Source organism: Comamonas sp. CMM03 (genome assembly GCF_019218715.1).
Lineage (GTDB): Bacteria > Pseudomonadota > Gammaproteobacteria > Burkholderiales > Burkholderiaceae_C > Comamonas > Comamonas terrigena.
Genome location: NZ_JAHUXB010000005.1, coordinates 1 through 12,811 on the forward strand (window position 1 = coordinate 1; position 12,811 = coordinate 12,811).

Here is a 12,811-nt window from a genome sequence, read left to right on the forward strand (position 1 = left end):
ACAGGACAGTGAAACGAATTTGCGCCGATGATAGTGCGGGTTCCCGTGTGAAAGTAGGTCATCGTCAGGCTCTTACAGCGCAACACCCCCAGCTCTCGCAAGAGGCTGGGGGTTTTGTTTTTGGCGGCTTAGATTGCTCTCCAAAAGCGTAGCGCTTGCGAATTGATGGGCTTGGGTTTCAAATAGAAGTTTATTTGAAAACAATGCCGTGTGTGTTGAGCGTGCTCCGGTTTTTGAATGTTCTGAAATAGATTGCACAGGGCAATCCTGTGAGGTGGTGTTATGCAGTTGCAAGATATTCTGTATTCCCAGGGCTTTGGCATTCGCCGCGTGTGTTCTGGGTTGGTGCAGCAAGGCTGGGTTGAGGTGTGTGTCGATGGCGAGATGCAGCGCGTGACCGACTCCACGCTGGACCTGGATCCGGAGGGTTTGAAATTCCGCGTGCAGGGCGTGGACTGGGAATACCATGAAAAAGGCTATGTGCTGCTGTACAAGCCGGCCGGCACGGAATGCTCGCAAAAGCCTTCGGCCCACCCCAGTATCTATACCTTGCTGCCGATGCCGCTGCGCCAGCGACCGAACAAGAATGCGATCCAGGGCCTGCAGGCGGTGGGGCGCCTGGACCAGGATACAACGGGTTTGCTGCTGCTCAGCGATGATGGCCATTTCATTCACCGCATGAGTTCGCCCAAAAAGCATGTGCCCAAGGTCTACCGGGTGCAGGCCAAACATGCGGTGACGGCGCAGATGGTGGAGCGTCTGCTGGCCGGTGTGGTGCTGGACGATGACCCCAAGCCTGTGCGGGCGGCTGCCTGTGTGCAGGTGGATGAATGCACGCTGGATTTGACGCTGACCGAAGGGAAATACCACCAGGTCAAGCGCATGCTGGCGGCGGTGGGCAACCGTGTGGAAGGCTTGCATCGCTGGAAGATCGGCGGTCTGGAGCTGCCGGCGACGATGGAGCCGGGGCAGTGGCGCTGGTTGACGGCCGCCGACCTGGAGCTGCTGCGCCCTTGAAGATGGCGTACATGGCATGCGAGGCCTGCCATTGGTGACAAAGCCCATTCCTGCTTGGCAGGCAATGGGCTTTTTTCATATGGTTTGCTGGGTGCAGTGCCATTGCGTCACTGCGTGCGCCTGGTGGTGGCAGCGCCGTGACCCTGTCCCTGCGGTGCAGGCCAGGGGGGCTTTTGCTGTTGTGGCTCGCTTGGCTTCCCGTATGGGCCGCTGTGCCGCAGGGGTGGCTGCGGACAGCAAGTGTCAGTGTGCGGGCAACAAAAAAGGCGATTGCTGAAGCAGCAATCGCCTGATGTGTCTGGTGCCCAGGAGAGGACTCGAACCTCCACGGAGTTACCCGCTAGTACCTGAAACTAGTGCGTCTACCAATTCCGCCACCTGGGCAAAAACAGATTGTGTTGAATGGGTGTGGTAGCACCCGCAATCCATTTTTGGTGATGTTTGCAAAAGCAAGCATCGCAAATTTTGGTGCCCAGGAGAGGACTCGAACCTCCACGGAGTTACCCGCTAGTACCTGAAACTAGTGCGTCTACCAATTCCGCCACCTGGGCAAAAACAGATTGTGTTGAATGGGTGTGGTAGCACCCGCAATCTATTCTTGGGTGATGTCTGCCAAAAGCAAGCATCGCAAATTTTTGGTGCCCAGGAGAGGACTCGAACCTCCACGGAGTTACCCGCTAGTACCTGAAACTAGTGCGTCTACCAATTCCGCCACCTGGGCAAAAGACAAATTGTGTTGAATAAAGTGTGGTAGCACCTCACAATTTGCTTTTGGTGATGTCTGCTGAACAAGCAAGCATCGCAAATTTTGGTGCCCAGGAGAGGACTCGAACCTCCACGGAGTTACCCGCTAGTACCTGAAACTAGTGCGTCTACCAATTCCGCCACCTGGGCTTGCATCTGTCAAAGACAGATCCATTTTTTCCTAAAGCGTCTCCGCCTTTATGCAAAACATGCTCACTGTGGTAGCAATGAACCTTGTTTTTACGAAAACCACATCTGGTTGTCGTTAAACTTGGTGCCCAGGAGAGGACTCGAACCTCCACGGAGTTACCCGCTAGTACCTGAAACTAGTGCGTCTACCAATTCCGCCACCTGGGCGCCTCAGGAAAGATTTAGATTGTATAGTAAAAAAATGAACCTCCGCACAAAGACAGCCAACTTGTCCAAAGAAATTGAAGGTACCGTGCAGGGGCACCGCGATGGCCATGGCTTTGTCCTGCGCGACGACGGCGAAGGTGACATCTTTCTTCCTCCCAATGAGATGCGTGCGGTGCTGCACAAGGACCAGGTGCGGGTGCGCATCGTGGGCCAGGATCGCCGTGGCCGGCCCGAAGGCCATGTGCTGGAGATCGTCGAGCGTCCTACCAAGACCCTGATCGGCCGGCTGCTGCAGGAAAGCGGCGTGTGGTTGGTGGCGCCGGAAGACAAGCGCTATGGCCAGGATGTTCTGGTGCCGGGCACCGGCATCGGCACGGCCAAGGCTGGCCAGGTGGTGGTGGTGGAACTGACCGAGGCCCCTGCCTTGTTTGGCCAGCCGGTGGGTCGGGTGATTGAAGTGCTGGGCGAAGTGGATGACCCAGGCATGGAAATCGAGATCGCCGTGCGCAAGTATGGCGTGCCCCATATCTTCAGTGATGCCTGTCTGGCCGAAGCCAAGGCGCTCCCCGACAAGGTGCGTGCGGTGGACCGCAAGAACCGCGTGGATCTGCGCGATGTGCCCCTGGTCACCATCGACGGCGAAGACGCGCGGGACTTTGACGATGCCGTGTACTGCGAGCCCGCCAAGGTGGGGCGCAGCAAGGGCTGGCGCCTGCTGGTGGCGATTGCCGATGTGAGCCACTATGTGCAGAACGGCAATGCCATCGATATCGATGCCTACGAGCGCGCAACCAGTGTGTACTTTCCGCGCCGCGTGATCCCCATGCTGCCGGAAAAGCTGAGCAACGGTCTGTGTTCGCTCAACCCCGCCGTGGACCGCCTGTGCATGGTCTGCGACATGCTGGTCAACAACAAGGGCGAGGTGCAGGCCTACCAGTTCTACCCGGCGGTGATGCACAGCCATGCACGCTTCACCTATACCGAGGTGGCGGCCATTCTGTCCAATACCCGTGGGCCGGAAGCCGCGCAGCGCAAGGAGCGCGTGCAAGACCTGCTGAACCTGCACGATGTGTACCGTGCCCTGCTGCAGGCGCGCCAGGCGCGCGGCGCAGTGGACTTTGATACGGTGGAGACGCAGATCGTCTGCGACGACAACGGCCGGATTGAGAAAATCATCCCCCGCACCCGCAACGATGCCCACCGTCTGATCGAAGAAGCCATGCTGGCCGCCAACGTGTGCTCGGCCGATTTCATCGAAGAGAACGGCCAGAACGGCCTGTTCCGTGTGCACGACCGTCCTTCGGCCGAAAAGATCGACATCCTGCGTGGCTATCTGAAGGCGCTGGGTGTGGGCATGTCGGTCAGCGACACACCGCACCCGCGTGAATTCCAGGCCATTGCCGATGCCACCAAGGACCGTCCGGATTCGCAGCAGATTCACACCATGCTGCTGCGCTCCATGATGCAGGCCTTCTACACGCCCGAGAACAATGGCCACTTCGGTCTGGCGTTCGAGGCATACACCCATTTCACCAGCCCCATCCGCCGCTACCCCGACTTGCTGGTGCACCGTGTCATCAAGTCCATCCTGGCCGGTTCGCACTACCGCCTGCCCACCTTGCCAACGCCGGGAGAGGCCCAGGCCAAGCTGGCCAAGCGTCTGGCGTCGCGCGTGACCGAGCCGCAGCAAAAGCCCCGCAGCCGTGCGGCCCAGGCCGAGCTGCAAGGCTGGGAGGCCGCCGGCCTGCACTGCAGCGCCAACGAGCGGCGCGCCGACGAGGCCAGCCGGGACGTGGAAGCCTGGCTCAAGTGCAAATACATGCGCGACCATCTGGGCGAGGAGTTTGCCGGTACGGTGTCCTCGGTCACCACCTTCGGCATCTTTGTCACGCTGGATGCCATGTATGTGGAAGGTCTGGTGCACATCACCGAGCTGGGCGGTGATTACTTCCGCTTTGATGAGCACCGCCAGGAGCTGCGCGGCGAACGCACCGGCATCCGCTACACCATCGGCACCCGCATGCGGGTGCAGGTGAGCCGTGTGGACCTGGATGGCCGCAAGATCGACTTCCGCATCGTGCACGATGAGGAAGAAATGGCTTTGCGCAATGCCACCCGCAGCCGTGCCGGCAAACGTGCCCGCCGTGAAGCGGCCAGCGATGACGGCAGTGAGGAGGCTGCAGCGCCTGCCCGCGCTCCGGTGGAAGCCGTGGACAGCTGGAACCAGGGCAAGCCCGGCCGCTCCGGTTCCGGCAAGCCTGCGCGACGCGATAACCGCAATGCCCACCAGGCGCCGCGTGAAGCGGCGGCGCCCGATATGCAGGATCTGCGTGCATCGGTGCAGCAGGCTGCCGTGGCCAAGCAGGGCAAGGCCGCTGCCAAGACCGCCAAAAACTCCAGGGCCGGCAAGCGCAAGCCCCGAACGGGCCGCTGAGACGGTTGAGCGAGGGCCGCTTCGGCGGCCTGCACCAGGGATTCACCAGCGGAATGCGGTGGATCCCTTTTTTTATGCGCCGCCGCTCGCCCAGGTTGGATGGAGTGTGCGGAGTCTGGCTGCCAAGCTGGCCTGTTGCCTGCTACTCACCCGTTCTGGTGCGCGCGCAGTGCGGGTCTTCCCAGTTGCCCGATGGGAAGGTTGGAGCGTTTGGCACCTGGTCAGCCTGTGACCCCAACTGTTTCAGCCCTGGGAGACGTGGGCGCATGCACCGATGTGGCGCTTTTTTCTGCCCTAGGAACGATGATCGGTTCTGGCGCCAAGGCAAAAAATCTTTCGGGCGGCAGCGTCAGCGCTGTGGGATGGCGCAGCGCCAGTGCTGGGCGGCCGTAGCATCCACGGCAGGTATGGAAGCACCAGGGCGCACCATAGAGTCTCTGGCGGCGGCTGCGGCCGCATCTGCTGCCAGCTTGTTCGCCGGCAGCGTGCATGCGAGGTGGCGCAGTGGCCTGCAGTTTCAGCTGCAGCGCGCCAGTGCGCCGGCCGTCAGCGCCTGACCGGCAGGCCACTGCTCGGCCAGATGACCATGGCGCCACACGGCCCATTGCGCGGCAGTGTGGGGTGGCAGGCCCTGGGCCCAGGCAGCGCCCACCATGCCGGCCAGCACGTCGCCGGTGCCGGCCGTGGCCAGCAGTGCATTGCCGCTGCCATTGATGCACGGCAGCTGGTGGGGGCTGGCAATGATGCTGCCCGAGCCTTTGAGCACCACGGTGCTGGATGTCTGCTGCGACAGCTGGTGTGCGGCCTGCAGGCGGTCGGCCTGCACGGCGGCGGTGTCGCTGCCCAGCAGGCGTGCGGCTTCCAGCGGGTGGGGGGTGAGGATGGTGTGCAGGCCGATGTGGGCGCGGCTGGCCAGCAAGTGCTGCAAGGCGCTGTCGCTGGCGATGGCGTTGAGGGCATCGGCATCCAGCACCAGGCGATGGGCTTGCTCCAGTGCCTGGGGCAGCACGGCGGCAACGGCCTGGCCGCCGCCGCAGCCGCACACCACCACGCCCTGGTCCCAGTGCAGGGCTCTGACCTGGCGCAGCATCAGCTCGGGCTGCTGGGGCAGCAACTGGCAGGCGCCTTCGTCCAGCAAAGCCAGCATCACGCGGCCGGCACCATGGTGCAGCGCCGCGGTGGCCGCCAGTACGGCGGCGCCCCCCATGCCCATGCCGCGCAGGTAGAGGCCTTCGCCGCCGATCACGGCCACATCGCCATAGCTGCCCTTGTGGCTGGCGTGGGCACGGCTGCGCAGTGCCACGGCGCCGCCCAGCTGGGCACAGGGGCGGTGGTCGGGGTGCTGGTTCAGGTCGACGCCAAGGTCATCCCACCAGACCTCGCCCGCCGCATCCCGGCCGGCGCCGGTGAAGAGGCCGGGTTTCAGCGTCAGAAAGCTCAGTGTGTGGCGCGGGCTGCGCGGGGCGCGCTCGAAGGCCATGCCCGGCAGATACTGGCCGGTGTCGGCCTGCAGGCCCGAAGGCAGGTCGGCGCACAGTACCGGTGCCGGGCACAGGTGCAGCCATTGCAGCAGTTGCACCAGCGGGTCGTTCGGGGGAAGGTGGCGTGTGCTGGCGCCAATGCCCAGCAGTGCGTCCACCGCCAGGTCCTGGGCGTCCAGGGCTGGTGGCGCACTGTCCAGAAAGCGCACGCCGGCCTGCTGGGCGGCCAGCCATGCGGCGTGGGTGTCGCTGCTGCAGCGCTGCGGATCCCCCAGCCAGTGCACGCTGGTGGCGTAACCTGCAGCTTGGAAGGCGGCGGCCGCCTGCAGCCCGTCTCCGCCGTTGTTGCCTGCGCCGCAGGCCAGCCAGACCTGGCGGGCGTGGGGGGCAATGGCGCGCCCCAGCTGGGCCAGCGCCGCACCTGCGCGCTGCATCAGGCTGGGGCTGGGCGCAGTATCCAGTGCGTGGGCTTCAATCAGGCGGGTGGTGGCCGTGTCATACAGCGGTTGACCGCCGGCAGCGCGTTGCAGGCGGCGTGCTGCCGGGGGGAGGGCGGTGAGGGAGCGCATACCCCGCAGTGTGCACCCGATGGGCGCCGGGGCTGGTGTGGGCTGTGGCAGATCGCCAACGGCCGCGCAAGCACGCCGCGTGGCGGCACTGACCGCAGAGGCGCGGAGCGTCGGCTGAAAAGGGAGGCTTGTAGGGGCGGTCCATCCCTTCTGAGGTGGACCGCGTCACCGCGTCAGCTGGAAAACCGCATCGGTGACAAGGCCTGGACTTCCTGTGGCACGGCGCGTCCGGCAATCTGGTCGGCCAGGATGCGGGCGCAGCCATTGGCCAGCGATGCGCCGTGGGCGCCATGGGCCAGGTTGAGCCAGATCTGCGGTTGCGAGCCCCGGCCCAGCAGCGGCGCACCGTCGGGCATGACGCCGCGGGTGCCGCGCCAGATCTGCACCTGGGGCGAGGACAGTTGGGCTGCGCCGGGGTACCAGTCGTTCAGCGCTTCATACATCCGTGTCAACGTGGCCTGGTTATGGGCTTCGGGCGCGGTGCCCAGCTCGGCACCTCCGCTGATGCGGATGCGCTGGCCGATGCGGCTGATCACCAGTTGCTGGCCCCAGTCCAGCGCCGCCGCGCGGGGCGCATGTGTGGGCTCGCGCAGCGGTGCGCTGATGGAGTAGCCGTGCAGCGGCATCATGGGCAAGCGCAGGCCGCTGGCGGCCAGCAGATCGGGGCTGGCGCCCGTGCACAGCACCACGGCATCGTGCAGGTGGGCCGCGTTGTCGCCTTCCTGTAGCAGGTGCACCTGTTTGCCCACACTTTGCACGCTGCGGATGGTGGTGTGCGGCTGCAGGCGCACACCGCTGTGCATGGCCAGCTGGCGCAGCTGCTGCGTCCACTGGCGGCAGTTGATGGTCTCTCCTTCGCTCAGTTGCAGGGCGCCGGCCAATGTGGCCTCGGGGGACAGGCCGGGTTCTGCGGCACGGGCGGCGGCTGGGTCCAGCAACTGGGCGGACACATCCATTTCGCCCAGTGCGGCCAGCAGCGGTTGCATGGCCTGCACTTCCTTGGCGCTGCGCAGCAGCACCAGGTGGCCCTGGTGGGATTCGGTGCTCAGTTCATGGGCGGCCGAGATTTCGTGGCGCAGCTGCTGGCTGAAGGCGCTGAGCTGTTCCAGCGCACTGGCGGTGGTGGTGAGCAGGCCGGTCTTGTGGGCACTGCGCTCGGCCGTCTTCCAGCGGCGCAGCCAGCGCCAGTTCTGTCCCAGCCAGGGGCCGGCAGCCTGTACCAGTGCCTGGCCGGTGCCGCCCGGGGTCCAGCCGGGGGTGGACCAGGGTTGCAGCAGGGTGGGGGACAGCCAGCCCGCATTGGCAAAGCTGGCACCTTCGGCAGCAGCATTGTGTTGTTCATAGACCGTCACCGTATGGCCGTCCTGGGCCAGTTCGTAAGCGGTCGCAATGCCGGCAATGCCGGCACCGACTATGGCGATGTCCATGGAAAGGGGGTGGTGCCGGGCGGCCCAGGCCGCCGGCAACATGTATCAATACGAAAGAAGCACGGATTCTGCCTGCAAAGCCAGGTCCAGGATTGCATCATCGTGCATGGCACTGTGCCAAAGCATGACGCCCATAGGCAATTCCCCTGGCATGTGGCAGGGCAGGCTGATGGCGCAGCCATCCAGCTGATTGACCACGCTGGTGTTGCGCAGCAGCAGCATATTGGTGCGGGTGAACGCGGCGTCGCGCTGGGCATCGCGTGCGGCATCCTGTCCATCGGCCGGAGCCACATCTGCAATCAGCGGAGCGGTGATGGGCACGGTGGGCGAGACCAGGGCATCAAAGCCCTGGAGCGTGGCGTCCATGCGCTGCTGCCAGTCGCGGCGTAAATGCAACAGGTCGATGTAGTCGGCCGCGCTGAGCAGCGCGCCCTTTTCAATACGGCTGCGCACACGGGGGTCGTACAGATCGGCCTGGCCGGCCAGCAGGTGGCGGTGCCAGGCATGGCTTTCCGCTGCGGTCAGGCCACCGGCTGCGTTGATGGCCGCCAGCTCGGCGGTCTCGGGCAGGCTGATTTCCACCAGCTCGGCGCCGGCGTCACGCAGGCGCTGCAGGCTGCGGGCAAAGGCGGTGGCGACAGCGGGCTCCAACTCATTCAGGAACACCGTGGCGGGTACGGCCAGGCGGCTGCCGCGCAGGCTGCGCCGGCCGGTGTGCACGGGCTGTGCGGTCAGGATCTGGTGGGCGAGCACGGCGTCGCGCACGCTGCGGGTCAGGGCGCAGGCCGTGTCCAGCGAGGGGGCCAGCGGCACCGTGCCATCGAGCAGGGAGAGGCGGGCTGTGGGTTTGAACCCCACCAGCCCGTTGAGGGCGGCGGGGATGCGGATGGAGCCGCCGGTGTCTGACCCCAGAGCCAGCCAGGCGGCGCCGGTGGCGACCGAGACCCCCGCGCCGGAGGATGAGCCGCCCGGAATGCGTGCTGCATACCCGGGTGTGGCATCGCCATACAGCGCATCCACTGCCGCCGGGGTGCCGAAATGCGGGTTGACGCCCACGCCTGCGTAGGCAAACTCCACCATGTGGGTGCGACCGATGATGCTGGCGCCGGCGCGGCGCAGGCGGGCCACGGCACCGCTGTCCTGGTGGGCGGCGGGCGCGTGGGCCAGCACGCGGGAGCTGGCGGTGCTGGTGCAGCCCTGCATATCAAACAGGTCCTTGACCGAGACCGCCAAGCCTGCCAGCGGCAGTGCGGGGTCGGCTGCGGCCGCGGTGGCGCGCGCGCTGTCGAACAGCGTCTGCGCAAACACATGCTGGCAGGCAGTGGATTGGGCGGCGGCGATGGATTTTTCCAGCTCCCGGGAGGCGGTGGAGCGGCCTTCGCGCAGCAAAGCACGTGTGGCAAGGAGGTCAGGCTTCATGGGCTGTGCTAAAATCTTTCGGCTTTGCGCAATGCAACCCGGCTTGCTTTCAGATTTTGAAGGAGGGCTGTGGGGTGCAGGGATGCAAAGCAAATCGCAAACCAGTCTCTTCAAGGTGTTGCGGTCACGCAGTGGCTGCAATGGTTGGGCTGGATTTTAGACACAACCTTTGAGGTAATTTTCATGGCAGTAACAATGCGCGAGATGCTGGAAGCTGGCGTCCACTTCGGTCACCAAACCCGCTTCTGGAACCCCAAGATGGCTCCGTTCATCTTCGGTCACCGCAACAAGATCCACATCATCAACCTGGAAAAGTCGCTGCCGATGTTCCAGGATGCCCAGAAGTTCGCCAAGCAACTGGCTTCGAACGGTGGCACCGTGCTGATGGTGGGTACCAAGCGCCAAGCCCGTGAGCTGGTGGCTGCAGAAGCCCAGCGCGCTGGCGTGCCTTTCGTGGACCAACGCTGGTTGGGCGGCATGCTGACCAACTTCAAGACGGTCAAGACCTCCATCAAGCGTCTGAAGGACATGAAGGCTCAGCAAGAAGCTGGTCTGGAATCCATGTCCAAGAAGGAACAGCTGATGTTCGTGCGCGAACTGGAAAAGCTGGAAAAGGACATCGGCGGTATCCAGGACATGAACACCCTGCCCGATGCCATCTTCGTGATCGACGTGGGCTACCACAAGATTGCCATTTCCGAAGCCAAGAAGCTGGGCATTCCTCTGATCGGCGTGGTGGACTCCAACCACAACCCCGAAGGTATCGACTACGTGATCCCCGGTAACGACGACTCGGCCAAGGCCGTGGAACTGTACGCCCGTGGCATCGCCGACGCGATCCTGGAAGGCCGTGAAGCCCGTCTGAACGACGTGGCCAAGGCTGCTGCTGGCGAAGGCTCCGACGAATTCGTGGAAGTGGAAAACACCGCTGCCTAATTCCCGGCTGCGCGATACGTCGCGATAAAAAAGCGGGGCTCTGGTAGCCCCCTTTTTTTAGCTGAAATCCTGTAACGAACTGAATACTGAAGACGGAGAAACAAGATGGCTGCAATTACCGCAAGCATGGTCGCCGAACTGCGCGCCAAGACCGATGCCCCGATGATGGAATGCAAGAAGGCACTGACGGAAGCTGAAGGCGACATGGCCAAGGCGGAAGAGCTGCTGCGCGTCAAGCTGGGCACCAAGGCTGGCAAGGCCGCTTCGCGCGTGACCGCCGAAGGCGTGATCACTGCCTTCATCGAAGGTGGCAAGGGTGGCATGATCGAAGTCAACAGCGAAACCGACTTCGTCTCCAAGAACGACAGCTTCATCGCCATGGCCAACGCCGCTGCCAAGCTGGTGGCTGAGCACAACCCCGCTGACGTCGAAGCCCTGGGCGCTCTGGCCTACGAACAAGACGGCTACGGCCCCACCCTGGAAGATGTGCGCAAGGGCCTGATCGGCAAGATCGGCGAAAACATGTCTTTCCGCCGCTTCAAGCGCTTCGAAGGCACGCTGGCTTCCTACCTGCACGGCACCCGCATCGGTGTGGTCGTCGAGTTCGACGGTGACGCTGTCGCTGCCAAGGACGTGGCCATGCACATCGCCGCCATGAAGCCCGTGGCCGTGACGTCCGCCGACGTGCCTGCCGACCTGATCGCCAAGGAGCGCTCGGTGGCCGAAGCCAAGGCAGCCGAATCCGGCAAGCCTGCCGACATCGTCGCCAAGATGGTGGAAGGTTCCGTGCAGAAGTACCTGAAGGAAGTGTCCCTGGCTGACCAGGTCTTCGTGAAGGCTGCCGACGGCAAGCAGACCGTGGCCCAGATGCTCAAGGCTGCCAACACCAATGTGAAGGGCTTCACCATGTTCGTGGTGGGCGAAGGCATTGAGAAGAAGGTGGACGACTTCGCCGCCGAAGTGGCTGCCCAAGTGGCCGCTGCCAAGGGCGCCTAAAGCGCTGAAGCCGCCCTGCTGATTACCACCACAACCACCCCTCTCACCTATTTGAATCGAACGGAGTTCCCCATGTCCCAAGCCAAACCAGCCCACAAGCGTATCTTGCTCAAGCTGTCAGGCGAAGCGCTGATGGGGGATGACCAGTTCGGTATCAACCGCGCGACGATCGAGCGCATGGTCTCCGAGATCGTCGAGGTGACCAAGGTGGGGGTGGAAGTGGCGGTGGTGATCGGCGGCGGCAACATCTTCCGTGGTGTGGCGGGCGGCTCTGCCGGCATGGACCGCGCCACGGCAGATTACATGGGCATGCTGGCCACCGTGATGAACGCGCTGGCCCTGGCCGATGCCATGAACAAGCAAGGCCTGACGGCCCGCGTGATGTCGGCCATCGGCATCGAGCAGGTGGTCGAGCCCTATGTGCGCCCCAAGGCGCTGCAATATCTGGAAGAAGGCAAGGTGGTGGTTTTCGCGGCCGGCACTGGCAACCCCTTCTTCACGACCGACACCGCCGCTGCACTGCGTGGCGCGGAAATCGGTGCCGAGGTGGTGCTCAAGGCCACCAAGGTGGACGGTGTGTACACTGCAGACCCCGTCAAGGATCCTTCCGCGACACGCTATTCCTCGCTGTCGTTTGATGAAGCGATCTCGCGCAACCTGGGCATCATGGATGCCACGGCTTTCGCTTTGTGCCGTGACCAGAAGCTGCCTATCCGCGTGTTTTCCATCGTCAAGCCCGGCGCACTGCTGCGCGTGGTGATGGGGAATGATGAAGGCACCCTGGTGTCCGCTTAATTGCGAAGACTGCGTGCCCGCCCGGTGAGTGCGGGCGGACATTGGCTTCCCGAGGTAAACACATGACGATCGCTGACATCAAGAAGAGCACCGAAACCAAGATGGGCCAGTCCATCGAGGCGCTCAAGAACAATCTCTCGCGCATCCGCACCGGCCGTGCCAATCCGGCCCTGCTGGATGCCATCCATGTCGAGTACTACGGCTCCATGGTGCCGCTGTCCCAGGTGGCGAATGTGTCGCTGCTGGACTCGCGCACCATCAGCGTGCAGCCCTGGGAAAAGAACATGGCCGCCAAGGTGGAAAAGGCCATCCGCGAAAGCGATCTGGGTCTGAACCCTGCCTCGCTGGGCGACCTCATCCGCGTGCCCCTGCCTCCGATGAGCGAAGAGCGCCGCAAGGAAATGACCAAGCTGGCGCGTACCGAGGGTGAAAACTCCAAGATCGCCATCCGCAACCTGCGCCGCGACGCCAACGAAGGCGTGAAGAAGCTGGTCAAGGACAAGGAAGCTTCGGAAGACGATCAAAAGCGTTCGGAAGCCGAAGTACAGAAGCTGACGGACAAGTTCATTGCCGAAGTGGACACCCTGGTGGCCGCCAAGGAACAGGACATCCTGGCTGTCTGAGCCTGGCTTGCTA

The 12,811-nt window shown here is 63.6% G+C and carries 9 protein-coding genes and 5 tRNA genes; 6 read left to right on the top strand and 8 right to left on the bottom strand.

All coding sequences use genetic code 11. The annotated features are described in order from the left end of the window. Positions 1-282: 282 nt before the first annotated feature. Positions 283-1,017, top strand: a complete 735-nt coding sequence (locus KW830_RS16785) for a 16S rRNA pseudouridine(516) synthase (RefSeq protein WP_218333816.1) — start codon at positions 283-285, stop codon at positions 1,015-1,017. A gap of 299 nt (positions 1,018-1,316) precedes the next feature. On the opposite strand, the gene KW830_RS16790 is transcribed toward KW830_RS16785, so the two are convergent. The 5 genes from KW830_RS16790 to KW830_RS16810 all read right to left on the bottom strand — a co-directional run bounded on the left by KW830_RS16790 (position 1,317) and on the right by KW830_RS16810 (position 2,118). After that, positions 1,317-1,401 (bottom strand) — tRNA-Leu (locus tag KW830_RS16790). A gap of 82 nt (positions 1,402-1,483) precedes the next feature. After that, positions 1,484-1,568: transfer RNA gene (locus KW830_RS16795), tRNA-Leu, on the bottom strand. Positions 1,569-1,653: 85 nt separating this feature from the next. Next, positions 1,654-1,738 (bottom strand) — tRNA-Leu (locus KW830_RS16800). Between the two features lie 88 nt (positions 1,739-1,826). Further along, positions 1,827-1,911: transfer RNA gene (locus tag KW830_RS16805), tRNA-Leu, on the bottom strand. 122 nt (positions 1,912-2,033) lie between these two features. Beyond that, positions 2,034-2,118 (bottom strand) — tRNA-Leu (locus tag KW830_RS16810). A 34-nt stretch (positions 2,119-2,152) separates the two neighbouring features. Between KW830_RS16810 and rnr the strand changes: the two genes are divergently transcribed. After that, positions 2,153-4,552, top strand: a complete 2,400-nt coding sequence (rnr, locus tag KW830_RS16815) for a ribonuclease R (protein WP_066536286.1) — start codon at positions 2,153-2,155, stop codon at positions 4,550-4,552. A gap of 517 nt (positions 4,553-5,069) precedes the next feature. Here the strand turns inward: rnr and KW830_RS16820 are convergent. From KW830_RS16820 to KW830_RS16830, 3 genes are all read right to left on the bottom strand, one after another. Next, positions 5,070-6,602 carry an NAD(P)H-hydrate dehydratase gene (locus KW830_RS16820; protein WP_218333817.1) on the bottom strand — a complete coding sequence of 511 codons (1,533 nt, stop codon included), beginning with the start codon at positions 6,600-6,602 and terminating at the stop codon, positions 5,070-5,072. A 173-nt stretch (positions 6,603-6,775) separates the two neighbouring features. After that, complete coding sequence (locus KW830_RS16825) at positions 6,776-8,029, bottom strand: FAD-dependent oxidoreductase (protein WP_192332958.1); 1,254 nt, start codon at positions 8,027-8,029, stop codon at positions 6,776-6,778. Positions 8,030-8,074: 45 nt separating this feature from the next. Continuing rightward, positions 8,075-9,448: an amidase gene (locus KW830_RS16830; protein WP_218333818.1), complete on the bottom strand. Its 1,374-nt coding sequence runs from the start codon at positions 9,446-9,448 to the stop codon at positions 8,075-8,077. A gap of 183 nt (positions 9,449-9,631) precedes the next feature. Here KW830_RS16830 and rpsB point away from each other — a divergent pair, with 183 nt between their 5' ends. The 4 genes from rpsB (at position 9,632) to frr (ending at position 12,798) form a co-directional block, all read left to right on the top strand. Continuing rightward, complete coding sequence (gene rpsB, locus KW830_RS16835; RefSeq protein ID WP_066536279.1) at positions 9,632-10,384, top strand: 30S ribosomal protein S2; 753 nt, start codon at positions 9,632-9,634, stop codon at positions 10,382-10,384. A gap of 105 nt (positions 10,385-10,489) precedes the next feature. Continuing rightward, a complete protein-coding gene (gene tsf, locus KW830_RS16840) occupies positions 10,490-11,380 on the top strand; it encodes a translation elongation factor Ts (RefSeq protein WP_066536275.1) in 891 nt (296 codons plus the stop codon). A 72-nt stretch (positions 11,381-11,452) separates the two neighbouring features. Further along, entirely contained in the window at positions 11,453-12,175 is a 723-nt protein-coding gene (pyrH, locus tag KW830_RS16845) for a UMP kinase (protein WP_066536273.1), read from the top strand. 62 nt (positions 12,176-12,237) lie between these two features. After that, positions 12,238-12,798: a ribosome recycling factor gene (frr, locus tag KW830_RS16850; protein ID WP_066536272.1), complete on the top strand. Its 561-nt coding sequence runs from the start codon at positions 12,238-12,240 to the stop codon at positions 12,796-12,798. Positions 12,799-12,811: the final 13 nt, after the last annotated feature.

Bases quoted from the DNA above. Each gene is read 5' to 3' on its own strand.
- KW830_RS16785 (WP_218333816.1), top strand. From the start codon at position 283: ATGCAGTTGCAAGATATTCTGTATTCCCAGGGCTTTGGCATTCGCCGC.
- rnr (WP_066536286.1), top strand. From the start codon at position 2,153: ATGAACCTCCGCACAAAGACAGCCAACTTGTCCAAAGAAATTGAAGGT.
- KW830_RS16820 (WP_218333817.1), bottom strand. From the start codon at position 6,602: ATGCGCTCCCTCACCGCCCTCCCCCCGGCAGCACGCCGCCTGCAACGC.
- KW830_RS16825 (WP_192332958.1), bottom strand. From the start codon at position 8,029: ATGGACATCGCCATAGTCGGTGCCGGCATTGCCGGCATTGCGACCGCT.
- KW830_RS16830 (WP_218333818.1), bottom strand. From the start codon at position 9,448: ATGAAGCCTGACCTCCTTGCCACACGTGCTTTGCTGCGCGAAGGCCGC.
- rpsB (WP_066536279.1), top strand. From the start codon at position 9,632: ATGGCAGTAACAATGCGCGAGATGCTGGAAGCTGGCGTCCACTTCGGT.
- tsf (WP_066536275.1), top strand. From the start codon at position 10,490: ATGGCTGCAATTACCGCAAGCATGGTCGCCGAACTGCGCGCCAAGACC.
- pyrH (WP_066536273.1), top strand. From the start codon at position 11,453: ATGTCCCAAGCCAAACCAGCCCACAAGCGTATCTTGCTCAAGCTGTCA.
- frr (WP_066536272.1), top strand. From the start codon at position 12,238: ATGACGATCGCTGACATCAAGAAGAGCACCGAAACCAAGATGGGCCAG.